The organism is Nocardia sp. NPDC057455 (assembly GCF_042802775.1).
GTDB lineage: Bacteria > Actinomycetota > Actinomycetes > Mycobacteriales > Mycobacteriaceae > Nocardia.
This window is the reverse complement of record NZ_JBHVDM010000016.1, coordinates 33089-55088: the sequence shown is the minus strand read 5'-3', so window position 1 is coordinate 55088 and position 22000 is coordinate 33089. Positions and strand designations below refer to the sequence as shown.

General features: G+C 68.8%; 21 protein-coding genes. 7 read left to right on the top strand and 14 right to left on the bottom strand.

Annotated features, from left to right (window positions below; all coding sequences use genetic code 11):
• The first annotated feature begins 1 nt into the window (after position 1).
• From ACFU5M_RS09380 to ACFU5M_RS09355, 6 genes are all read left to right on the top strand, one after another.
• Complete coding sequence (locus tag ACFU5M_RS09380; RefSeq protein WP_379046532.1) at positions 2 to 685, top strand: response regulator; 684 nt, start codon at positions 2 to 4, stop codon at positions 683 to 685.
• Between the two features lie 98 nt (positions 686 to 783).
• A complete protein-coding gene (locus tag ACFU5M_RS09375; RefSeq protein WP_379046406.1) occupies positions 784 to 1251 on the top strand; it encodes an OsmC family protein in 468 nt (155 codons plus the stop codon).
• The gene (locus ACFU5M_RS09370; RefSeq protein ID WP_379046403.1) at positions 1251 to 1529 is read left to right on the top strand and encodes an acylphosphatase; all 279 of its coding nucleotides are present in this window, start codon (positions 1251 to 1253) and stop codon (positions 1527 to 1529) included. The genes ACFU5M_RS09375 and ACFU5M_RS09370 overlap by 1 nt, the downstream gene beginning before the upstream one ends.
• 31 nt (positions 1530 to 1560) lie before the next feature.
• Positions 1561 to 2382, top strand: coding sequence for a hypothetical protein (locus ACFU5M_RS09365; RefSeq protein ID WP_379046400.1), 822 nt, complete (start codon positions 1561 to 1563; stop codon positions 2380 to 2382).
• On the top strand, positions 2383 to 3546 hold the full coding sequence (locus ACFU5M_RS09360; protein WP_379046397.1) for a glutathionylspermidine synthase family protein: 1164 nt from the start codon (positions 2383 to 2385) through the stop codon (positions 3544 to 3546).
• 64 nt (positions 3547 to 3610) lie between these two features.
• Positions 3611 to 4066, top strand: a complete 456-nt coding sequence (locus tag ACFU5M_RS09355; protein ID WP_379046394.1) for a DUF350 domain-containing protein — start codon at positions 3611 to 3613, stop codon at positions 4064 to 4066.
• Between the two features lie 353 nt (positions 4067 to 4419).
• Here ACFU5M_RS09355 and ACFU5M_RS09350 read toward each other — a convergent pair whose 3' ends face one another.
• The 11 genes from ACFU5M_RS09350 to ACFU5M_RS09300 all read right to left on the bottom strand — a co-directional run bounded on the left by ACFU5M_RS09350 (position 4420) and on the right by ACFU5M_RS09300 (position 15939).
• Entirely contained in the window at positions 4420 to 6537 is a 2118-nt protein-coding gene (locus ACFU5M_RS09350) for a glycogen debranching N-terminal domain-containing protein (RefSeq protein ID WP_379046530.1), read from the bottom strand.
• An 8-nt stretch (positions 6538 to 6545) separates the two neighbouring features.
• On the bottom strand, positions 6546 to 7739 hold the full coding sequence (locus ACFU5M_RS09345) for a glycosyltransferase family 4 protein (protein ID WP_379046527.1): 1194 nt from the start codon (positions 7737 to 7739) through the stop codon (positions 6546 to 6548).
• Between the two features lie 352 nt (positions 7740 to 8091).
• A complete protein-coding gene (locus ACFU5M_RS09340; RefSeq protein WP_379046391.1) occupies positions 8092 to 9201 on the bottom strand; it encodes a winged helix DNA-binding domain-containing protein in 1110 nt (369 codons plus the stop codon).
• Positions 9202 to 9291: 90 nt separating this feature from the next.
• Positions 9292 to 10818 carry a PstS family phosphate ABC transporter substrate-binding protein gene (locus ACFU5M_RS09335; RefSeq protein WP_379046389.1) on the bottom strand — a complete coding sequence of 509 codons (1527 nt, stop codon included), beginning with the start codon at positions 10816 to 10818 and terminating at the stop codon, positions 9292 to 9294.
• Positions 10819 to 10921: 103 nt separating this feature from the next.
• The gene (locus ACFU5M_RS09330) at positions 10922 to 11959 is read right to left on the bottom strand and encodes a PHP domain-containing protein (protein WP_379046524.1); all 1038 of its coding nucleotides are present in this window, start codon (positions 11957 to 11959) and stop codon (positions 10922 to 10924) included.
• Between the two features lie 28 nt (positions 11960 to 11987).
• Entirely contained in the window at positions 11988 to 12569 is a 582-nt protein-coding gene (locus ACFU5M_RS09325) for a dihydrofolate reductase family protein (protein ID WP_379046387.1), read from the bottom strand.
• A 64-nt stretch (positions 12570 to 12633) separates the two neighbouring features.
• A complete protein-coding gene (gene mutM, locus ACFU5M_RS09320; RefSeq protein WP_379046384.1) occupies positions 12634 to 13494 on the bottom strand; it encodes a bifunctional DNA-formamidopyrimidine glycosylase/DNA-(apurinic or apyrimidinic site) lyase in 861 nt (286 codons plus the stop codon).
• Position 13495: 1 nt separating this feature from the next.
• Positions 13496 to 14209: a ribonuclease III gene (gene rnc / locus ACFU5M_RS09315; protein ID WP_379046381.1), complete on the bottom strand. Its 714-nt coding sequence runs from the start codon at positions 14207 to 14209 to the stop codon at positions 13496 to 13498.
• 22 nt (positions 14210 to 14231) lie between these two features.
• Positions 14232 to 14414: a 50S ribosomal protein L32 gene (rpmF, locus tag ACFU5M_RS09310; protein ID WP_014987105.1), complete on the bottom strand. Its 183-nt coding sequence runs from the start codon at positions 14412 to 14414 to the stop codon at positions 14232 to 14234.
• A gap of 52 nt (positions 14415 to 14466) precedes the next feature.
• A complete protein-coding gene (locus ACFU5M_RS09305; RefSeq protein WP_379046521.1) occupies positions 14467 to 15096 on the bottom strand; it encodes a YceD family protein in 630 nt (209 codons plus the stop codon).
• 96 nt (positions 15097 to 15192) lie between these two features.
• The gene (locus ACFU5M_RS09300) at positions 15193 to 15939 is read right to left on the bottom strand and encodes a DivIVA domain-containing protein (RefSeq protein ID WP_379046518.1); all 747 of its coding nucleotides are present in this window, start codon (positions 15937 to 15939) and stop codon (positions 15193 to 15195) included.
• A gap of 382 nt (positions 15940 to 16321) precedes the next feature.
• On the opposite strand from ACFU5M_RS09300, the gene ACFU5M_RS09295 reads away from it, so the two are divergent.
• Positions 16322 to 16840 carry a GtrA family protein gene (locus ACFU5M_RS09295; protein ID WP_379046378.1) on the top strand — a complete coding sequence of 173 codons (519 nt, stop codon included), beginning with the start codon at positions 16322 to 16324 and terminating at the stop codon, positions 16838 to 16840.
• 78 nt (positions 16841 to 16918) lie between these two features.
• Here the strand turns inward: ACFU5M_RS09295 and coaD are convergent, their stop codons facing one another.
• From coaD to ACFU5M_RS09280, 3 genes are read right to left on the bottom strand one after another with little or no spacing between them, the layout of a single operon-like run.
• Positions 16919 to 17404, bottom strand: a complete 486-nt coding sequence (gene coaD / locus ACFU5M_RS09290; protein WP_379046375.1) for a pantetheine-phosphate adenylyltransferase — start codon at positions 17402 to 17404, stop codon at positions 16919 to 16921.
• Between the two features lie 53 nt (positions 17405 to 17457).
• Positions 17458 to 18021: a 16S rRNA (guanine(966)-N(2))-methyltransferase RsmD gene (gene rsmD / locus ACFU5M_RS09285; protein ID WP_379046372.1), complete on the bottom strand. Its 564-nt coding sequence runs from the start codon at positions 18019 to 18021 to the stop codon at positions 17458 to 17460.
• On the bottom strand, positions 18018 to 21422 hold the full coding sequence (locus ACFU5M_RS09280) for a pyruvate carboxylase (RefSeq protein WP_379046369.1): 3405 nt from the start codon (positions 21420 to 21422) through the stop codon (positions 18018 to 18020). The genes rsmD and ACFU5M_RS09280 overlap by 4 nt, the downstream gene beginning before the upstream one ends.
• Between the last annotated feature and the right edge of the window lie 578 nt (positions 21423 to 22000).

Here is a 22000-nt window from a genome sequence, read left to right as displayed (position 1 = left end):
GATGGCGACGAAGGTGCTCGTGGTCGACGACGAACCGCAGATCGTACGCGCGCTGCGGATCAACCTGTCGGTCCGCGGCTACGAGGTCATCACCGCCGCGACCGGTGGCGCGGGCCTGCGCGCGGCCGCCGACCGGCACCCGGACGTCGTGATCCTCGACCTCGGCCTACCGGACATGGACGGCATCGAGGTGCTCGCCGGATTGCGCGGCTGGACCTCGGCGCCGGTGATCGTGCTCTCGGCACGGACGGATTCCGCCGACAAGGTCGAAGCGCTGGACGCGGGTGCCGACGACTACGTCACCAAACCCTTCGGCATGGACGAACTGCTGGCCCGGCTGCGCGCCGCGGTCCGACGCGGCGCCACCGATCCCGACACCACGGCGCCCGTGGTGATCACCGACTCGTTCACCGTCGACCTGGCCGCGAAGAAGGTCACCAAGCGAGGCGATGCCGTGCACCTCACCCCCACCGAATGGGGCATGCTCGAGATGCTGGTCCGCAATCGGGGCAAGCTGGTCGGGCGGCGCGAGTTGCTGCGGGAGGTCTGGGGCCCGTCCTACGCCACCGAGACCCACTACCTGCGGGTCTATCTGGCGCAATTGCGCCGCAAACTGGAGGACGATCCGTCGCACCCGAAGCATCTGCTCACCGAGGCGGGCATGGGTTACCGGTTTCAGGAGTAATCCCGGCCACGGGCCCCCGCCCGCGCGGAATGGCGCGACGGAGCGCGGCGTTGCCAGGCGCGCGAGCTGTTTGCGACGACAATGGCAGGATCGAACCCATGGCTGAACACACCGCTACCACCGCCACCGCCACCGCGGCGCCGAGCGCGCCGGAACCCACCACGCTGTGGGTCGAGCGCACCGGAACCAGGGCCTACACCGGACGCAGCTCCCGTGGCGCCGAGGTCCTGATCGGTTCGCAGGGTGTCCCCGGTGTGTTCACCCCCGGCGAGCTGCTGAAGATCGCGCTGGCCGCCTGCTCCGGCCTGAGCGCGGACTTCCCGCTGTCGCGCAAACTCGGCGACAACTTCGACGCGACCATCCGCGTCTCCGGCGACGCCGATCGCGAGAACGAGGTCTACCCGCAGCTGGACGAAGTGTTCGAACTCGATCTCAGCGAACTCGACGACGAGGCCCGCGAACGGTTGCTGGTCACCGTGCAGCGTGCGATCGACAAGGTCTGCACGGTGGGACGGACGCTGAAGGCGGGATCGAAGGTTTCGCTGTCGTTCGACATCGAGGCCTGATGGACGAGGCCGTTCGGTTGAGCACCTGGGTGCACGGCCTGGTCCAGGGCGTGGGTTTCCGCTGGTGGACTCGGTCGCGGGCACTGGAACTCGGTCTGGTCGGGCACGCGACCAACGCCAGGGACGGCCGGGTGCACGTGGTCGCCGAGGGGCCGCGACCGGCCTGCGAGCGGTTGCTCGCACAGCTGCGTTCCGGCGATACTCCTGGTCAGGTCCGGTTGGTTGTGGAAAGCTGGGAGCCCGCGCGGGGTGATTTGACCGGTTTCGAGGAGCGGTAGTGGTGGTTCGGGCGACGAGGGGGGCACAGCGGTGAGCACGCGGAATCCGGGTGACGACGAGCGCCGGGACGATCCCCAGCGGCCGTCCGGGACGCCACGCCCGGACGAGCACGAGCAGGCCCCGGCCACGCCCGGGTCCGGCGACGAACAGGACTGGTCGACGCCCGTCTCCGGTGGCACGGATCATTCGACCCCCGCTTCCGGACCCAGCGGTGCCGAGCAGCCCGAGGTCGATTGGTCGACGCCGACTTCGGTGCCGTCCGATAGCACGAGCGGTCCGGGCGAGCGGCAACCACCCGCCGCGTCCCCGCCGCGCCCCGGCAGCGTTCAGCGGCAGGAAGCCGGCGTGACCCAGCCCCGTCCGCCCACGGTGGGCGAGTTGCGGGCGAGGGACAAGGCCCGCAAACGCGCCGAGGAGGCGCAGCGCGCGGCCACGGCGGCCGAGGAGGCCAAGAAGCGCACCCGCAAGCGCGTCATGATCGGCGGCGCCGCCATCGTCGGCGTCGCCGCGCTGGTCGGCGGCGGCTACCTGACCTATCGCGCCCTGACCGCGCCGGACCGGGTCACGGCGCAGTGCGTGAAGGTCGAGAACGGCCAAGAGGTCGTGGTGGACGACTCCAACTGCGGTGACGGTCGTCCCGGCTTCATCGGCGACACCGGCGTCGGTCCGGGTTTGATCATCCTCGGCGGCGGACCACAGTACCGCTACTACTACGGCGGTACCGGCACCGTCGGCAGACCGCCGATCGGCGGCACCACCATCAAACCGAAAGGCGCCGAGATCAAGACCAAGAGCGGCACCACGATCCAGCGCGGCGGCCTGGGTAGCAAGAGCACCGGCGGTGGCTCGTAGATGCGGCGCGTGCGGGATACGCCCCGAGCCGGCTGGCAGCAGATCATCGAAAGCCAGGGTCTGGTCTACGGTTCGCCGGGACGGGACGCGAGCGGTCAGCCGCGACCGTACTGGGACGAGTCGGTGCATTACGAGTTCGAGATGCCGGAGATTCTCGCCTTGGAGGCCGACGTCGAACTCCTGCACTCGATGTGCCTGAACGCGGTGGAGCACATCGTGTTGACCGAGCGGTACGCCGATTTCGGCCTGCCCGAATGGAGCTGGGGCCCGATCGCCGAATCCTGGCGGCGCTCCGACCCGCACGTCTACGGGCGCTTCGACTTGCGTTACGACGCGCGGCGTCCGGCGAAACTGCTCGAGTACAACGCGGACACGCCGACCTCGCTGCTGGAGGCGGCAATCGTGCAGTGGCACTGGCTGACCGACCGCTACCCCGGCGGCGACCAGTGGAACTCCTTGCACGAGAAGCTGGTCGAGCGGTGGGGCGCGCTGCGTGACATGCTGCCCAGCTCACAATTGCATTTCTCCTGGTCCGGCGCGGACGCCACCGGCGAGGACAACGTCACCACCGCCTATATGCAGGAGACCGCGGCCGAGGCCGGGTTCGACACCATCGCGCTGCCGATCGAGGAACTCGGCTTCGATTCGGCCCTGGAACGTTTCGTCGATCTGGCGGAGGCTCCGATCGAGGCGATCTTCAAGCTCTACCCGTGGGAGTGGGCGCTCGACGACGATTTCGGCAAGCGCGTCGTGGACAGCCTGCCGGAGACCATGTGGATCGAGCCGCTGTGGAAGACGCTGCTGAGCAACAAGGCGATCCTGGCGGTGCTGTGGGAGATGTACCCGGGCCATCCGAATCTGCTGCCCGCCTACCTCGACCAGCCCAACGAGCTCACGGAGTACATCCGCAAACCGAAGCTGGGACGCGAGGGCGCCAACATGACGATCGTCGGCGCGGGTCTGGAGACCGCGACCGGTGGCGTCTACGGCGAGGAAGGTTACGTGTACCAACTGCTGGACCCGCTGCCGGAATTCGATGACATGCGTCCGGTGCTCGGCGCGTGGATCGTCGGCGACGCCGCGGCGGGGCTGGGCATCCGCGAGACCGCGGGACTGATCACCGACGACGGCTCCGCCTTCGTCCCGCACCGCATCACCGAATGAGCCTCGTCACCGATAAGCACGAAATTGTCTCGGCCGCCCGCCAAACCCTTTCGGAAGGATCAAGATGACCGCAGTCGCCCTGGAATCGGGGTACTGGAGTTCGCTGGGCGAGGGTGTGGGAGCGATCATCCTCTACGCCCTCGTCGGCTTGGTGCTCATGCTCGTCGGCTTCTTCGCCATCGACCTGACCACCCCGGGCAAGCTGCGGAAGCTGGTGGTGGCGGGCAAGCCCAACGCCATCATCGTCACCGCGGCGGGGATGATCAGCATGGCGTTCATCGTCGTGCTCGCCATCTTCGCCGTGGGCGGCGGCGGCAAACTGTCCGAGGGCCTGATCGCCTCGCTGGTGTTCGGCCTGGTCGGCATTATCGCCCAAGTCATCTCGGTGCGCGTCATCGAACGGGCACTCGGCATCGACATCGGCGCCGCACTGCACGCCGACACCTACACCACCGAGGTGCTCGTGGTGGCGGCCGCGCATTTCGCGCTCGGTCTGGTCGTCGCCTTCGCGATTCTGTAGGCCTAGCCGGAAAGGCATCGGGAACGTTCACTACCGGCCCGGTACTCCTCGCCGCGGCGCTGCCGCAGGTCAGTACTCGTCTCCGTGGTCGAGACAATAGGCCGCCGCGGCGAGGTATTGGCGGCACTCCGGACCGTGGCCGGCATGCACGCCGCGGATGAACAGTGCGCGGTCGAGGTCGAGATCTGTCGGCGGCTCCGCGGAACAGTCCCGGTATCGGCTCCGCCACAAGTCCTGCGTATCCAGCGATGTCTGCATCGTGCACCTCCCGTGCTGCGTGTCAGTGCGAGAAGGCTTGCCATGTTCCTACACCGGAGGCATACCCGCTCGGGCCGCTCGGCAACCGGTGTGGCTCACCGGGTCACCAGCCGCCAGTCGTCGGGCAGTCGTGCCGCGGTGATCTGCGCGCCCTCGGCCTCCAGGTCGACGGTGGTCGCACCGAGCCGCAACGCACGCAGCGAGACCTTGCCCCACCGCGCCGGTAGCTGTGGCCGAACGGTGAGCGTCCGGGTCGGCGTGTCCGGGTCGAGGCCGAGGAACGAGCGCACCAGCAACAGCGGCGCCGCGCTCGCCCACGCCTGCGGCGAGCAGGACGTGGGATACGGCACGGGCGTGGCGAATCGCGACCGGGGAAAACCGCAGAACAGCTCCGGTAGGCGCCCGTCGAACACCGCCGCCGCGTCCAAGAGGCCGGTTGCCAGCCGGGTCGCCAGCTCGACCGCGCCGGGAACGTGCCGGTAGCGCAGCAGCCCCGCGACCGCGATCGCCGTGTCGTGCGGCCAGACCGAGCCGCAGTGATAGCTCATCGGGTTGTAGGCGCCCATGTTCGAGGCCAAGGTGCGCAGTCCGAAGCCGGAGTCCATCTCCGGGGCCGCGATGCGCGACACCAGCTCGGCCGCGTGCTCGTCGGTCGCGATACCCGACCAGAGGCAGTGGGCCACATTGCTGGTCAACGCGTCGACCTGACGCTTACCGCCGTCCAGCGCCACGGCGTACCAGCCGCGGTCGGGCAACCAGAACTGCTCGGCGAACTTGACGCGCAACTCCGCGGCGCGTTCGCGCAGCAGGCCGGCCAACCGCGGGTCGTCGAAAGCCTCCGCCAGCTCGGCCCTGGCCAGCATCGCGGCGTGCACGTAGCCTTGCACCTCGCACAGCGCGATCGGCGCCTCGGCGATATGGCCGGTGGAGTCGTTGATTCCGTCGAAGCTGTCCTTCCACCCCTGGTTGATCAGGCCGCGGTCGGTGGCGCGGCGGTACTCGACGAAGCCGTCGCCGTCCCGGTCGCCGTAGTCGGTGATCCAGCGCAGCGCCGCGTCGGCGGCGGGCAGCAGTTGCCGGATCGCCTCCGAGTCGGCGCCCCAGCGATGGCATTCGGCCAAGAGCATCACGAACAGCGGTGTGGCGTCGGCGGTTCCGTAATAGATGTTGCCGCCGAACACTTGCCCACCCGCCGGGCCGCGGCGCATCTCGTGCATGATGCGTCCGGGTTCCTCCTCGGTGAGCGGGTTCACGTCCTGCCCTTGCAGTTCAGCCAGCTGCTGGAGCGTGCCCAGAGCCAGATCGACCTCCAGCGGCAGCGCCATCCACGCGGTGAGCAAGCTGTCCCGGCCGAACAGGGTCATGAACCACGGGGCGCCCGCGGCGACGAACGGCCGGGCGTCGCCGGATTCGTCGTGCATCTGCAGCGCGCCCAAGTCGCTCTCGGTCCGGCGCAGCACTCGGGTGAGCGCCGGGTCGGCTGCGGCGATGTCGGTAGCGGTGTCGCGCCACGCCTCGATCTTGCGGCCCGGCGCGCTGATGCCGTAGTGCTCCCCCGGCGAGACGGCTTGGAATCGCTGGTTACCCACCGTCGGCTGGGCGATGATCTCGGTCTGCCAGCATTCGCCGACCGGCACGATCACCCGCCACAGCAGCGAGCCCGGAATAACCTCGGGTTCCACCGTCGCCGAGATCGAGATTCCCCGGCTGCGGTCGGCGTGGTCGTGCAGCACCAGTTCGCCGTCGGCGACCGTCACGTCGGCCCGTCCGTGCCCCGCCCGGCCTTCCTTCACCGCGAAGAGGTCGACGAAGTCGGCGTCCACGTGCAGTTCCAACAGCACCGCGGTGGGCTCGCGGCCCATGTTCTCCAGCGTGATCAGCTCGTGCATACCGTCGGCCACGATCCGTTCGCGCACCACCAGCAGCGTGCTGTCGGCCAGGCCCGCCTGCGGGGGCCTGCGCAACACGAACCTGGCGGCGAACGCCTCCGGACTGAGCACCGAAAGCGACTCGGCGGGCTTGCCGTTCACCAGCAACTCCCAGCGGGACAGCACGCGCGCGTCCCGGAAGAACAAGCCGTGCGGCTTGCCCGGTTCGACATCGCCGAGCCGATTGGACAGGCAGAACGTGCCGCCTTCGACCAGGGTCACCGAACCGCACCCCCCGAACCCGGTCGGCTCACCGGAGTTCAGGGGGGCTGGGCTCAACGGGATGGAACCGGTCACGCCAATCCGCTCGCCGCGATCCGGATGGGCGCGGAGCCGTTCGTAGTGGCATCGAGCGGCGCGGCCGGCGCCGCGATGTCGAGCGGCGCGGCCCCGAACCGCTGCTTGGAGCGCAGCAGCCGGCGATACACCTGCTCGTACCCGAAGCCGAGCGTGTCGGAACCGAAATCGGCCTGCACGTGGGCTCGGCAGGCATACGGGTCGATACCGCGGACCTCTTCGATGGCCCCGGGCAATTCGGCGGGGTCCTCGCAGATACGGCCGGTCACGCCGTCGACGATCACCTCGGACACCGCCCCGCCGCGCAACGCGACCACCGGCGTGCCACAAACCATGGACTCGATCATCACCATGCCGAACGGTTCCTCCCAGCGGATGGGGAACAACAGGCAACGCGCGTTCGCAAGCAGCTTACGCTTGGCCGCCGCGTCGGCGAGACCGAACACGTGATCGTTGTCCGTCAACATCGGCCGCACCTTCTCCTCGAAGTACGCCTGTTCCGGACGTTCACTGCACTTGCCGGCCAGCACCAGCGGGATGCCCGCGGCGTGCGCGGCCTCCAGCGCCAGATGTGGGGCCTTGCACTCGTTGAACCGGCCGAGGAACAGCGCGTAGTCGTCCTTCTCGACCCGGAACGGCCAGTCGTCGACGTGCAGGGCATTGTGCACGCGCCCCGACCAATTCAGGCCCGGCGCCAGTTCGCGCTGGCGGTCGCTGATCGCGACCAGCGCCACCTCGTCGCCGAGATCCTGGTAGTAGCGGTAGATGTCGTCCTCCACCGGCCCGTGCACGGTCAGCACCGTCGGCAGGCCCATCTGCTGGAAGACGGCCGCGTTCAGCGGGCCGGCGAAGGTGTGGTCGTGCACCAGGTCGACACCCGATGTCGCCACCAGCTTCTCGATGGCGCGGCGCACCCGCAACGCGTGCACGACCTCGGGGAACGGCTCCCCGAGACGCTCGGGCAGCGCCCGATCCCACACCGGCACGAACTTGGCCTTCGTCCCCGGTTCCCCCGCGCCGAGGAGAGTCACGTCGTGGCCACGGGCTACCAGTGCGTCGACCAGATCGGCCACCACGGCCTCGACACCGCCGTATGCCTTGGGCGGGACGTCGAAGTACGGCGGCACGACCATCGCGATGCGGAACGGACCGCTGGAGCGATCTGTCGACACGTAGTCGCACGACGGCATCTCCAGATCGGTCGACGCCTGCGCGGAAATCGGCACGGAAAGCGCGCTCATGACCCTCCTTCCAGGGACAACCAAGTAGCACTCGCATTCACCCAGCACTCGGAGTACCGGGCGCCGAACTGAACTAAGTGGCCCCCGCGGCGGAGGTGAAGACCTAGCTGCACCGCCGTCCATGGGGCTTGGTTGGCCTGCTCACGCCTTCGGCATGATCAGGGGGGCCGAGTGGGAGGTACCTCAGGCGGTGTGGTTCAAACCACAGTTGGGGAAAAATCCCGCCTTCCAGCGATCGTTCAGCTACCGATGGGTAGTCCGGTGGCCCCGCCTTCTCGGACCGCCGATCAGCGTACGCGCCTCACCCTTCGAGGACGACTCGCGGTTCACTGCCCGCCGCGGCGGCTTCGTCACCCGCCACGATGAACGACAGCAAATCTCCCGCTTCCGCGCGTACCGCCGCCTCCTCGGACGCGGACAGCGGATGCCAGGGCATGATGCGCAGCGTGGTGCCGTCGAGCGACCAGCGGCCGTGCACGAAGCCGTCCACCAGATACATGGGCACACCCGCGGAAGCTTCCCTGGCGGTGCGCTTCCGGTCTTCCTCGCTGATGATCCTGCGGCGGTCCTTGTGGCCCAACAGCGCGTTGTCGAAGGCGGGCAGGAATCGCACGGGCACGGGCAGATCCGGCTCGGCCAACGGCGCGTCCGGCAGATCGAACAACACGCGGTGCTGGTCATCGGTGAACACACGCAGCCGGGTGCGCAGGTCGTCGACGACCTCGGCCAGCCGGGTGACGCCCGCCCACGCCTGCATGTCGGCCACCGTGGCCGGACCGAACGCGGCCAGGTAGCGCAGCACCAGCGTCTCCGGCTGCGGCGTCGCGGCCATCGGCGCGCCGGTCCATTCCTCGGCCAGTCCGACGGTGACGTGCCGATTGCGCCACCGCCCCCACGCGCCGGTCTCCGGGCCGTGTGTCAACGGGACCAGCAGTTCGACGGTTTCGGCGAGTCTGCGCGTGTGCCGGTCCGGGAAACGCTCGGCGAGCAGTTCGCCCAGTTCGCGGCGGCGCAGCCGCTGTCCGGCCAGCAGTTCTCGTCCGGCGGCCGCGAGCGCCGCCAAGTCGACGCCGTCGATCTCGTCGCGAAAGTACGGCGCTTTCAGCGCGGCGTCGACCACCGGTTGCACCGTCGGCCGCAGCCAGCGGTAGTCCGCCGCGTCGGCCAGGTGCACGGTTCGGCGGATCATGGTGGAGCGCACCAGCTTGCGATCACGCAGCAGCGCGGCCAAGTCGTCGTGCCGGAACTCCGCGAGGCGCGACCACAGCCCCACATAGGGCCAGTTCGGCTCCTGGCCCTGTACCGCGACCAGATGCCGGACGAGTTCGAGCGGCGGCAGCGCCACCTTCTCCACCAGCTTCTGGCGGACCAGCAGCGTCCGATTCAGCTCGCGCAGTGATAGTTCCGTCATGCGTCCATCCTCGCCGAGCCCACCGACATCTCGGCGCTCCCGGTGGAGCGGGCGCGCCGTGCCACGGGTCCCGGCAACGGCGTCCTGGGTTCACTGATCCGGTAGGCAGCGGCCGGGATCGGGCAGGTCGGCGCACGGCGCGTTACCATGCGCGCGCAGCACCTCCTTGCCGGTCCGGTCGGTCAGGAAGTGCAGGAAACCGGCGGCGAGGGAGTCGCCGGGCACATCGCCGTTGCTATAGGCGTACTCGACTCCCCAGAAGGGGTAGGTGCGGCGCACGGCAGCGTCGCGGTCGGCGCTCACACCGTCGATCACGACGGTCGGCAGGCCCGCGTCGACGGCCTCGGAGAACTCCGAATAGCCGATGGCGCCGGGGATGTCGGTCACCGCCTTGCGCATGTCGGCGGTGACCTGCACCTCGCAGTGCGCGGGTGCGGTGGTGACGGTGCCCTTCAACGCCGTGCAGCTCACGTGCGAGCGATCCGGCTGGGCGCCGTCGAGCAGTCTGCGCTCGAAGGTGTTGCGCGAACCGGAACCCGGTGTGCGGTTCACCAGCACCACCGGCAGGTCCGGTCCGCCCACCTCGCGCCAGTTGCCGATCGTGCCCCGGTACAGACCCTGGATCTGGGCGACGGTGAGATCGCGAACGCCGACGCCGGGATGCACGATCAGGGTGAACAACGACAACGCGAGCGGACGGTGCACCAACGCCGGATAACCGCTGCCCTTCGCACCGTCGGTGATGGCGAGCAGCCCGGGGTTGCCTGTGCCCTCCTCGGCGAGCCGGTCGAGTCCGCGCTCGGTGCCCTCGAAGCCGAAGGCGAATTCCGCCTCGGTGCAACGCTTCCGATACTGCTCGGCCGCTTCCCTGACCACCGGGCCGAAGGCCGACGACCCGATCACGGTCAGTTTGCCCGACGCGCACTCCAGGGGCGTCGGCGACGGCTCCAGCGCGGCCACCACCAACTGGACGACGATCACCAGTACCAGGAATATCGTGAGCGCGACCATCATCAGGGGGATTCCGGTGCGGCTGCGGGTCTCGGTGATCCGGCCGGCTTTGATGCCACCGCGCAGCACCGGTTGCGAGTATTCGCCCACGCCCTCGGAACGCTGCAGGATCGCCAGGATCTTGTAGTGATCGCCAGGGCCGAGCGGCACCTTCGGCAGATCGATCACGCCGATATGCCCGCCGGTGTCCTCGCGTACCGCGATGCCGGAGTCGGCGTCGAGGTTGTCGGCCAACGCGGGATCGCTGAGCTCGTTGACCGCCATGCCGATCACGCGGCGCTGCGGAAAGCGCAGGTGCAGACCGATCCGCGCGGCTTCCGGCGCCTTGTAGTCATGGGTGTCGATGGTCGTGAGGCCGCTGTTCTCGATGCGCACCAGAACGACCGAGATGTCCTTCAGGTCCGGGCTGGCGCCGTCGGCCGAGGGGCGCAGCTGCGGGAGCACACCCGGGAACACCGACTCGATCTCGCCGGTGACCGGCGTGTCCATCTGGACCCGATAGCCGAGCCGCCTGCGGCCGGCGAAGACGAACTCCCACAGGAACGCACCGACCGGCACCGCGATACCGATGAGCGCCAGTACGATTTCGAGCGGAAAGTCGCCCACCGGTCGGTCCCACCCCCAGCAATCTGTGTGGCCCTCATTCTCGACGGCAATCACTCACCGACACAGGCCGAGTCGAAGTATTCGGCAACAGTTAACCCGGCGGTCACGCTCCCGCGCGAGTCCAGGCCAGTAGATCCGCCAGCGGCCAGGTGTTGATCACCCGTTCCGCCGCGACACCGTTCGCGAGCGCGCGCTCGCAACCGTACCCCTGCCAGTCGAGCTGTCCCGGCGCGTGCGCGTCGGTGTCGATCGAGAAGTGGCACCCCATCTCGGCGGCCAGGCGCAGCAATCGCGACGGTGGATCGAGTCGTTCGGGCCTGCTGTTGATCTCCACGGCGGTGCCGTAGGTGCGGCATGCCTCGAACACCACCTCGGCGTCGAACGTCGACTCCGGCCTGGTGCCGCGTCCACCCGCGACCAGGCGGCCGGTACAGTGGCCGAGCACGTCGACGTGGGGGTCGGCGACCGCGTACACCATGCGTTTGGTCATGGTCGCGCTGTCGTCGCGCAGGTGCGAATGCACGCTGGCCACGACGATGTCCAGGCGGGCGAGCAGGTCCGCCTGCTGATCGAGCGTGCCGTCGTCGAGGATGTCCACCTCGATACCGGTGAGGATGCGCAACGGCGCCATCCGGTCGTTGAGTTCGGCCACCACGTCGAGTTGCTTGCGCAGCCGGTCGGCGGACAGGCCGTTGGCCACGGTCAGGCGCGGCGAATGATCGGTCAGGGCACAGTATTCGTGCCCGAGCGCGGCCGCGACCCGCATCATCTCCTCGATCGGACTGCCGCCGTCGGACCAGTTCGAGTGCGTATGCAGATCGCCGCGCAACTGCTCCCGCAACGGCTTGCCCGGCGCCCCGATCGGTTGCGCGGCCACGCGCAGCTCGGCCAGGTATCGCGGCACCACACCCGCGTACGCCTGCTCGATGACGGCGGCGGTCTTGGGCCCGATGCCGGCGAGCTCGGTCCAAGTGCCGGCCGCCGCGCGCGACTCGCGCTCATCGGCGGACAATCCCGCGACGACGTCGGCGGCGCGCCGGTAGGCCTTCACCCGGTGGGTTTCCGCCCGGGAGCGCTCCAGCCAGAAGCCGATCTCCCGCAGCGCCGCCTCCGGACCGGGCGCCGCGGCCCCGTCCGGCATCCCGCTCGGATCCTGGTCGGGCACCGGGCTATCGCACCCGGCTGTATTTGACGAAGGCCACCCCGTCCTCGAACACGGTGCTGGTGATCACCCGGAACTCGGCCGGTTCCGGCAGCCGCGATCCGGCGCCGAACAGCGCGCGGCCGCAGCCGAGCACGATCGGGTAGAGCTTGAGGAAGATCTGGTCGATCTCCGGCAGCAGCACCTGCGCCAGTTCGCCGCCGCCGCACAGCCAGATGCCCAGCCCGCTCTCCCGCTTGAGTTCACGGACCTTCTCGACCGGGTTCTCCGAGATCAGCTCGACCGCCGGATCGGGGCTCTCGGGCAGCGTGGTCGAGACCACGAACTGCCGCAGGTGCGCGTACGGGGTCGAGGTGCCGGTGCGAACACCGAAGTCGTGCGTCTTGCGTCCCATCAGCACCGTGTCGAAGTAGCGATTGCGCTCCTCCAGCCCGATGGCCTCGCGCACCTTGGTGGGCAGGGTCTCCGGGTACTGCGCGTTGATCGACGGACCGTGATCGCCGCCGACCGGGAAGAAATCGACCGACCCCTCCTCGGTGGCGATGAATCCATCGATCGTCGAGGCGACGTAATAGGTGAGCTTGCGCATGCTTCCCTTCCTCACGGTCGGCTGACATTCCGAACCGCCCTGGGGAAACGGTAGCTCGCCCGCGCTAACGACGGCGAGGCTTCGGCTGGCAGCGCGGGCAGGAGTAGGACGAGCGGTTCATGAACCGCTCCCGGATGATCGGCGCACCACACCGGCGACACGGCTCGTTCTCCCGACCGTATACGGCAAGGGCGCGTTCGAAGTAGCCCGACTGGCCGTTGACGTTCACATAGAGCGCGTCGAACGAGGTACCGCCCGCGGCGAGCGCTTCGCCCATCACCGTGGCCACATCGGCGAGCAATCCGCGCACCATGGGCCTGGCCAGGCCCGAAGCGAGCCGGCCACCGTGTATCTTCGCGCGCCACAACGCCTCGTCGGCGTAGATGTTGCCGATCCCGGAGACGACACCTTGATCGAGCAGGACGCGTTTGATCTCGGTCTGCTTGCGCCGGACGACGGCGACCACGGATTCCGCGTCGAAACGCGGATCCAGCGGGTCGCGGGCGATGTGCGCGACCGGCTGCGGTACCAGGGTGCCGTCTACCTCGACCAGCGGGGCGAGCGCCCAGCCGCCGAAGGTGCGCTGGTCGACGAAACGCAGCTGGGTGCCGTCGCCGAAGGTGGCGCGGATGTGGGCGTGTTTCTCCAGCGGCGCGTCGGCGGGCTGGACCAGCATCTGACCGCTCATGCCCAGGTGCACGACCAGGGCGGCTTCCGGGTCGCCGAAGGTCAACCACAGAAATTTGCCGCGCCGCTCGGCCGACTCGACCGTCAGGCCGGTCAGCCGCGCGGCGAGATCGGCGGCGCCTTCGAGATGGCGGCGCACCGAGCGGGGATGGGTGATCGCCACCGATTCGACGACCCGGCCCACCACATGCTCGGCGAGGCCGCGTCGAACGACCTCGACCTCGGGAAGCTCGGGCACGTCAGGTTTCGGCGGTCAGCGCCTCGTAGGCGGTCCCCGCGGCCTTCTGCTCGGCTTCCTTCTTCGACCGGCCGACACCTTGCCCGTAGGCCCGTCCGCCGATCACCGTAGTGGCGGTGAATTCCTTGTCGTGGTCCGGCCCGGTCGAGGTGATCTCGTAACTGGGCACGCCGAGACCACGCTCGGCGGTGAGTTCCTGCAGGCTCGTCTTCCAGTCCAGGCCCGCGCCCATCCGCGGTCCGCGCTCGAGCAGTTCGGCGAACAGCCGCAACACCACGGCACGAGCCATCTCGATGCCGTGCTCCAAGTGCACGGCGCCCAGCAGTGACTCCATACCGTCGGCGAGGATGCTCTCCTTGTCCCGGCCGCCGGTGAGTTCTTCGCCTTTGCCGAGCAGCAGGTGCGCACCGAGGCCGCCCTCGCCGAGCCCACGGGCTACTTCGGCGAGCGCGCGCATATTCACCACGCTCGCGCGCAGCTTGGCCAGTTCACCCTCGGTCTTCGAGGGATGCTCGTGATACAGCCGTTCGGTGATGCTCAGCCCGAGCACGGAGTCGCCGAGGAACTCGAGACGCTCGTTCGTCGGCAGACCACCGTTCTCATACGCGTACGACCGATGGGTCAGCGCAAGACGCAGCAGATCCGGCTGCAGGTCGACGCCGAGCGCGGCGAGCAGGCTCGCGCGTCCTGCGGACGAGTCGGGTTCGTCGGTCACGTCGCTACGACAGGTCGAACGATCAGACCGCGGCGGTGACCTGGCGGCCCTTGTAGGTGCCGCAGGACGGGCAGGCGATGTGCGGCAAGGTCTTCTCGCCGCAGGCGCGGTTCGGGCAGGTGATCAGGGTCGGCGCGGTGGCCTTCCACTGGCTGCGCCGCGACCTGGTGTTGGAACGGGACATCCGGCGCTTGGGAACGGCCACGACTACTTCTCCTCTGTCTAATTGCTCTGCCGGTTCGGCTGATCGGTCTTGCTCAGTGGTCTCGGTCGGCCGCACCCTCGTCGGGGCTGCCTGCGCCGGGCGATCCGGAGGCGAACTTAGCCAGTCCGGCCCAGCGAGGGTCAAGTATCTCATGCCCGTGGTCGGATCCCGCAATCGCCATCCGTACCCCGCATTCCGGGCACAGTCCCGCGCAATCCGGCGTGCACAGCGGCTGCAGCGGCAGCTCCAGACCGACGGCGTCGAGCACCACCGGCCCCAGATCGATGGTGTCATCGATCAGGCGGTAGACCTCGTCGTCCTCGGTGGTCTGCTCGGTAGTGCTGTCCGGGTAGGCGAACAGCTCGGTCAGCCGCAGGACGACCTCGTCGCCGAACGGCTCCAGGCAGCGCGAGCACTCCCCCTCGATCGGCGCCGTCATCATCCCGGTGACCAGCACACCTTCGGACACCGCCTGCAATTGCAGGTCGAGCTCCACCTGCGCGCCTACGGGAACGGCGATCAGATCCAGACCGATCCGCTCCTCGGTGGTGACGGTGCGGCGCAGCTCGCGCATGGTCCCCGGCCTGCGGCCGAGGCTGCGGACGTCCAGCACGAAACCACCGTCCGGCGACCGGCGCTTGGCCGACTTGGGACGCGACGCGGAACCGGAACCGGCGGACATCACGAACTCACTCACACTCGAGGGGGTACGGGCAACCACTCGACAATACGCGATCACGTGGTGCGCGCCCAAACGCACCCACCGCCGTCAGCGCCGCTACCTGCGGAATTCGCTGGCGTAGTCGGGTACGCCCGCCCCACTGCGCAGTTGATGGCGTCCCCGCCCGACCGTGCGCAGCGTGCTGGTCAGCGTCTCCTCGAAGTCGGCCAGCCGGGAGTCGACGTAGTGGTCGCATTCCTCGCGCAGGCGATCGGCTTCGGCGTGCGCGGCGTCGATCACCCTCGCCGATTCGGCATGCGCGGCCCGGACCACCTCGGTTTGCGTGACCAGCCGCTCCTGCTCGGCGAGCCCGTCGGCGACGGAGCGGTCGTAGGCGGCCTTGCCCGCCTCGATCATCCGCTCCGACTCGATGCGCGCCCGGCCTGTCACCGCCTCGTATTCGGCGTTGCCGTCGGCCACCACCCGATCGGCCTCCTCCTGAGCAGAGACGACCAGGTGATCGGCGTGCGCACTCGCCTCGGCGACCATCCGGTCGGCGTGCGCCTTGGCATCGGCCAGGATGCGATCGGCGTTCTCGCGCGCCGAAGTGATGGTGCGCTCGGCCTGCTCGTTGGCTCCGGTCACGGCGGTCTCGGCCGCGGTCCTGGCATCGGACACGATCTTGTCCCGATGGTCGAGCACGTCCTGGGCGTCGTCGAGTTCGCCGGGCAGCGCGTCCCGGACGTCGTCGAGTAGTTCGAGCACGTCGCCGCGCGGCACTATGCAGCTGCGGGTCGGCGGGATGCCGCGCGCCTCTTCGACGATGGCGACAAGTTCGTCGAGCGCTTCGAATACGCGATACATGCTCACTACCCTCCTGCGGACTCACGGCGAAACTTTCCGCCGAACCCAGTGTGCCTCTCGTCACGGCTCGTGCCGAGTCCCTTTCCGGTGTGTCGTGGCAGTGTCTCGCACGCCACAGAAATCAAGTGGAGACCTCCTCTCCGCTTCGTGTTACATTTTTCTGGAAGGTCGACCAAGACCTTCGACACCTACCGCGGTCCCCCCGGATCGCGGACGAGGAAGCCGGAGGTACGGACAACCGCCGTCGAATGTCGACAGGCTCCGATGCGTCAGCGATTCCTGACCATGGCTACGAACGGAACCTGCCAAGAGTCGACGGGAGAGGTGAGCGATCACCATCGCCGTTGTCCTTGCCGATGGCTTGTGTTCGATCGGAAAGACGATGACTGTTCTCGAACTACCGCGACCGGCGGGAGTAAGCGCCACCAGCTTCTTCGTGCCGTGGGCCGGCCCATACCCGGCGTTGCCGACGACCTGGGTCGCGACCGAGTTCGGACAGCTCGCCCAGTATCTGCGCGGCGATCGTGCCTTCGCTCAACTGATCCGGTTCGCGCTCGTCGGCGGGTCCAGCAACATCGCCTACGTCCTGCTGTTCTTCGCGATGCACGGGGCCGGGCCGCTACTGGCCAATGTCGTCGGCTCCGTCGTCAGCACCATGATCGCCAACGAGCTGCACCGTCAGCTCACCTTCCACGCGGCGGGACGGGTCGGCTGGTTCACCGCACAGTGGGAAGGCGGCGGACTGGCGCTGGTCGGCCTCGGCGTCACGACCGCCGCACTGGCCGCACTCGGCGTATGGGCCCCCGGCCTCGGGGACACCGCTCAGGCCGCCGCGATCCTCGCGATCACCGCCGCGGTCGGCGGCATGCGCTTCCTGGCCCTGCGCGGTCTGGTGTTCTAGGCCCGTTCGCCGCTCCGGACATTCGGACTCCTCCCGGCGAGAGGCTGAATCGGGCCGTTTCCAGGTCTTCTGGGTCCGTCAGCTGTTGCGCTCGGCCAAGCGGTCGAGGAGGCGCTTGTGGACCGAAGGGGGCAGCATGTCGGCGACGTCGCCGCCGTACGCGGCGACCTCCTTGACCAGTGAGCTGGACAGGAAGCTGAACGACGGGTTGGTGGCGATGAAGAAGGTGTCCACCCCGGAGAGCTTCTTGTTCATCTGCGCCATCTGTAGTTCGTAACCGAAGTCGCCCGCGTCGCGCAGGCCCTTCACGATCGCGGTGATGCCCTGCTCGCGGGCGAAGTCGACCAGCAGGCCCTGCCAGGAATCCACCCGCACGTTGCCCAGGTGCGCGGTCGACTCGCGCAGCAGCTCGATGCGCTCCTCGACGGTGAACATGCCCTGCTTCTTCGGGTTGATCATGACGGTGATGACGACCTCGTCGAACTGGGCCGCGGCCCGGGTGAAGACGTCGAGGTGTCCATAGGTCACGGGGTCGAACGACCCGGGGCACAGTGCTCCTGCCATGAGGCGACGCTAGCAGGGCGACCGCCGACGGGTACGCGCGGGCGGACCCGCGCCTACCCGTCCGGCTCGAACTCCGCGAGGTCGATGCGTGTTTCGCCGTACCGTCGCGATTTGGCCGGGACGAAGCTTGCGGGCCAGGCTATTTCGGGAGAACGCACCGAACGCTCCAGCACGATCAACGCCCCGGGACGCAGCCAACCGTGCTCGGTGAGCGCCCGCAGATCGGCCAGCACCGCGGCGTTGTCCAGCGCGTAAGGCGGGTCGGAGAAGACCACGTCGAAGCCGCCCGCTCCGCCGAGTTGCAGCACGCCGGCCACCGTCGCGACCCGCAATTCGGCGCCGGGCAGGCCGAGGTCGGCGATGTTGCCGCGAACCACGGCCGCCGCCTTGCGGTCGGACTCGACGAGCAGCGCGTGCTCGGCGCCGCGCGAGAGCGCCTCCAGCCCCAGCGCGCCGGAACCCGCGTACAGGTCGAGCACGCGCGCGCCCGCGAAGTCCAGCCGGGCGTCCAACGCGCTGAACAGCGCCTCCCGGACTCGGTCGGAGGTCGGGCGGGTGCCCGACGGCGGCACCCGCAGGCGCCGTCCACCCGCCGTTCCCGCGACGATCCGCGTCATCCGGCGGACGACTCCCGGACCGCCAGTTCGATGAGCAGGTCACCGCCTTCGACCTGTTGCACGGCGCCGATGGCGACCCGGCCGACGGTGCCCGCGCGGGGCGCGGTGATCGCGGCTTCCATCTTCATGGCCTCGATGGTGCCGATGGTGTCACCCGCCGCGACCGAATCTCCTTCGGACACCGCGAGAGTGACGACACCGGCGAAGGGCGCCGCGACGTGGCCGGGGTTGGTCTTGTCGGCTTTCTCCGCCGCCGGGATTTCGCTGGCGATCTGCCGGTCACGAACCGAGATCGGCCGCAACTGCCCGTTGAGGATGCACATCACCGTGCGCATACCGCGCTCGTCGGGTTCGGAGATGGCTTCCAGGCCGATGAGCAGGGTGACGCCCTTCTCCAGTTGCACCCGGTGTTCCTCGCCGCGGCGCAAGCCGTAGAAGAACTGGTTGGCCGACAATCCGGAGGTGTCGCCGTACTTCTCGCGATGAGCGAGGAATTCGGCGGTCGGGCCGGGGAACAGCAACCGGTTCAACGTCGCCCGGCGCTCGTCCGAGCTACCGGCCAGGCCCTTCTCGTCCGCGGGCGTCAACGGTGTCTCGGGCTTGGCCGCGCCGCGCCCGGCGAGCGCCTTGCTGCGGAGCGGTTCGGGCCAGCCGCCGGCGGGGGTGCCCAGTTCGCCGCGCAGGAACCCGATCACCGAGTCCGGGATGTCGTAGCGTCCGGGGTCGGTGGCGAAGTCCTCGACCTCGACGCCGGTGCCGACCAGCGCCAACGCCAGGTCACCGACGACCTTCGAAGACGGGGTGACCTTCACCAGACGCCCGAGCAGCCGGTCGGCGGCGGCGTATTTCGCCTCGACCTCTTCGAACCGGTCACCCAATCCGAGCGCGATGGCTTGCTGGCGCAGGTTCGACAGCTGCCCGCCGGGGATCTCGTGGGTGTAGACCCGACCGGTGGGCGCGGGCAGCCCGGACTCGAACGGCGCGTACACCTTGCGCAGCGCTTCCCAGTACGGTTCCATGTCGCACACGTTCTGCAGGTCCAACCCGGTGTCGTACTCGCTGTGCGCTGCCGCGGCCACGATCGCCGAGAGCGCGGGCTGGCTGGTGGTGCCGGCCATCGCGGCACTCGCACCGTCGACCGCGTCGGCGCCGGCCTGCCAGGCAGCCAGGTAGGTGGCCAACTGCCCGCCCGGTGTGTCGTGGGTGTGCACGTGCACCGGCAGATCGAAATTGCTGCGCAACGCGGTGACCAGCGTGGACGCCGCCGGAGCGCGCAACAGCCCGGCCATGTCCTTGATCGCCAGCACGTGCGCGCCCGCGTCCACGATCTGCTCGGCCAGCTTCAGGTAGTAGTCCAGGGTGTAGAGCGACTCGTCCGGATTCGACAGATCACCGGTGTAGCTGATCGCGACCTCGGCGACCGCGGTGCCGGTCTCGCGGACCGCGTCGATGGCCGGGCGCATCTGATCGACGTTGTTGAGCGCGTCGAAGATACGGAAGATGTCGATACCCGTGGCGGTCGCCTCGGACACGAACGCACGGGTCACCGCCTCCGGATACGGGGTGTAGCCGACAGTGTTACGGCCACGCAGCAACATCTGCAAACAGATATTCGGGATCGCCTCGCGCAACGCCGCCAACCGCTCCCACGGATCCTCGTAGAGGAACCGCAACCCCACGTCGTAGGTCGCCCCACCCCAGCACTCCACCGACAGCAGCTGCGGGGTCAACCGCGCCACATGCCCCGCCACACCCAGCAGGCCGTTGGTGCGCACCCGGGTGGCCAGCAGCGACTGGTGCGCGTCGCGGAAGGTGGTGTCGGTGACCCCGACCGCCTTCTGCTCACGCAGCGCCCGCGCGAAACCCTCCGGCCCCAGCCGCAGCAACCGCTGCCGCGACCCGTCCGGCGGCGGCACGCTCAGATCGATCGCGGGCAGTTTGTCGTGCGGGTACACCGTGGTCGGCCGCTCCCCGTGCGGCTTGTTCACCGTCACATCGGCCAGGTAGTCGAGGATCTTGGTGCCCCGGTCGGCGGACTGACGCAGCGTCAGCAGCTGCGGACGCTGCTCGATGAACGAGGTCGTCACCCGGCCCGCCGCGAAGTCGGGATCATCCAGCACCGCCAGCAGGAACGGGATGTTGGTGGCCACACCCCGGATCCGGAACTCCGCCAGCGCCCGGCTCGCCCGCGCCACCGCCGCACCGAAATCGCGACCACGGCAGGTGAGCTTGACCAGCATCGAGTCGAAATAGGCGCCGATCTCCGCACCCAGGTTCGCACCGCCATCCAAGCGGATACCCGCACCACCCGGCGTGCGGTAGGCGGTGATACGGCCGGTGTCGGGACGAAACCCGTTGGCCGGGTCCTCGGTGGTGATCCGGCACTGCAACGCCGCACCCCGGATCGTCACCGTGTCCTGGCTCAAACCCAACTGCTCGAGCGTCTCCCCACCAGCGATCCGCAGCTGCGACTGCACCAAATCCACATCGGTGATCTCCTCGGTCACCGTATGCTCCACCTGGATGCGCGGGTTCATCTCGATGAACACGTGATTGCCGCGCTCGTCCAGCAGAAACTCCACAGTGCCCGCACACGAGTAGCCGATCTGCCGGGCGAAGGCCACCGCGTCGGCACAGATCCGTTCCCGCAGCGCCGGGTCCAGATTCGGCGCGGGCGCCAACTCGATCACCTTCTGATGCCTGCGCTGCACCGAGCAGTCCCGCTCGAACAAATGCATCACATTGCCGTGCTGGTCGGCGAGAATCTGCACCTCGATATGACGCGGGTTCACCACCGCCTGCTCCAGGAACACCGTCGGGTCACCGAACGCCGACTCCGCCAACCGCGAAGCCGCCTCGATCGACTCACGCAACTGCTCCGGCGCCGCGACTCGCCGCATGCCGCGCCCGCCACCGCCCGCGACAGCCTTGACGAAGATCGGGTACTCCAGTTCGTGCGACGCGGCCAGCAGCTCGTCCACGTCCGACGACGGCGCGCTCGACCGCAGCACCGGCAGCCCGGCTGCCTTGGCGGCCTCGATAGCGCGCGCCTTGTTACCCGCCAGCTCCAGCACTTCGGCCGACGGACCGATGAACGTGATGCCCTCCCGCGCACACGCCGCCGCCAGATCCGGATTCTCCGACAAGAACCCATACCCCGGGTAGATCGCGTCCGCCTCCGCCGACTTGGCCGCCTCGACGATCGCCTCGATCGACAGATAAGCCCGCACCGGATGACCAGGCTCACCGATCTGATACGACTCCGCCGCCTTCAACCTATGGACCGAATTGCGGTCCTCGTAGGGGAACACGGCGACCGTCCCGATGCCGAGTTCGTAAGCCGCGCGGAAGGCTCGGATGGCGATCTCGCCACGGTTGGCAACCAAGACTTTCGAGAACATTGACCTAAGGTACCCGGCCGCGTGAACCGCACCGACACGGAATCCCCCTTCGCAAACCTCTTCACAAGACCGACTAGCACCGTTGCGAAGTTGCGTTCACAGAGGCGACACATGGGCGGCGTCGCAGCAACCGGTGTGCTGCCCGGCGGCCGGGTGCGGTGCGCAGGTGCGGTGACGCGCCGACCGACGGCCGGGCTCGGCCTCGATACCCCGACACGGGGCCGCGACCGCACACGACGCGAACCTTGCGCACGCGGAGTTCGGAAGTACGGATCTCCGGCACCCGACGCCGGGTATCTGCGAACAGCCGAGCCGATTTCGCGCGCGGCCCGGGGAGTTGCGCGAAGGGCCGAGCCGATTCCGCAGGCCCGATTCTGCCGATAGCCGGAACGCGAGCCGGTGCGGCATCGGTACGCGGCGAGCGTCTCGGGCAAATAACCGATGTGATGTCCCTCGCGGCGCCCCGCCGGCCGAACCCCGCGGCCGCCGGGGCGGACGAGTGCGGCCCCGGCCGTGCGGCTCGTATCGACCGCAGGCCGCCGGGCAGCGGATCGCCATCTCGGGTCGGTCGTTCGTGT

What these genes read in the sequence shown, in the direction of transcription:
- ACFU5M_RS09380 (WP_379046532.1), top strand. Translation starts at nt 2, where the DNA reads ATGGCGACGAAGGTGCTCGTGGTCGACGACGAACCGCAGATCGTACGC.
- ACFU5M_RS09375 (WP_379046406.1), top strand. Translation starts at nt 784, where the DNA reads ATGGCTGAACACACCGCTACCACCGCCACCGCCACCGCGGCGCCGAGC.
- ACFU5M_RS09370 (WP_379046403.1), top strand. Translation starts at nt 1,251, where the DNA reads ATGGACGAGGCCGTTCGGTTGAGCACCTGGGTGCACGGCCTGGTCCAG.
- ACFU5M_RS09360 (WP_379046397.1), top strand. Translation starts at nt 2,383, where the DNA reads ATGCGGCGCGTGCGGGATACGCCCCGAGCCGGCTGGCAGCAGATCATC.
- ACFU5M_RS09355 (WP_379046394.1), top strand. Translation starts at nt 3,611, where the DNA reads ATGACCGCAGTCGCCCTGGAATCGGGGTACTGGAGTTCGCTGGGCGAG.
- ACFU5M_RS09345 (WP_379046527.1), bottom strand. Translation starts at nt 7,739, where the DNA reads ATGCCGTCGTGCGACTACGTGTCGACAGATCGCTCCAGCGGTCCGTTC.
- ACFU5M_RS09340 (WP_379046391.1), bottom strand. Translation starts at nt 9,201, where the DNA reads ATGACGGAACTATCACTGCGCGAGCTGAATCGGACGCTGCTGGTCCGC.
- ACFU5M_RS09330 (WP_379046524.1), bottom strand. Translation starts at nt 11,959, where the DNA reads ATGCCGGACGGGGCCGCGGCGCCCGGTCCGGAGGCGGCGCTGCGGGAG.
- ACFU5M_RS09325 (WP_379046387.1), bottom strand. Translation starts at nt 12,569, where the DNA reads ATGCGCAAGCTCACCTATTACGTCGCCTCGACGATCGATGGATTCATC.
- ACFU5M_RS09305 (WP_379046521.1), bottom strand. Translation starts at nt 15,096, where the DNA reads ATGTCCGCCGGTTCCGGTTCCGCGTCGCGTCCCAAGTCGGCCAAGCGC.
- ACFU5M_RS09300 (WP_379046518.1), bottom strand. Translation starts at nt 15,939, where the DNA reads ATGTATCGCGTATTCGAAGCGCTCGACGAACTTGTCGCCATCGTCGAA.
- ACFU5M_RS09295 (WP_379046378.1), top strand. Translation starts at nt 16,322, where the DNA reads ATGACTGTTCTCGAACTACCGCGACCGGCGGGAGTAAGCGCCACCAGC.
- coaD (WP_379046375.1), bottom strand. Translation starts at nt 17,404, where the DNA reads ATGGCAGGAGCACTGTGCCCCGGGTCGTTCGACCCCGTGACCTATGGA.
- rsmD (WP_379046372.1), bottom strand. Translation starts at nt 18,021, where the DNA reads ATGACGCGGATCGTCGCGGGAACGGCGGGTGGACGGCGCCTGCGGGTG.
- ACFU5M_RS09280 (WP_379046369.1), bottom strand. Translation starts at nt 21,422, where the DNA reads ATGTTCTCGAAAGTCTTGGTTGCCAACCGTGGCGAGATCGCCATCCGA.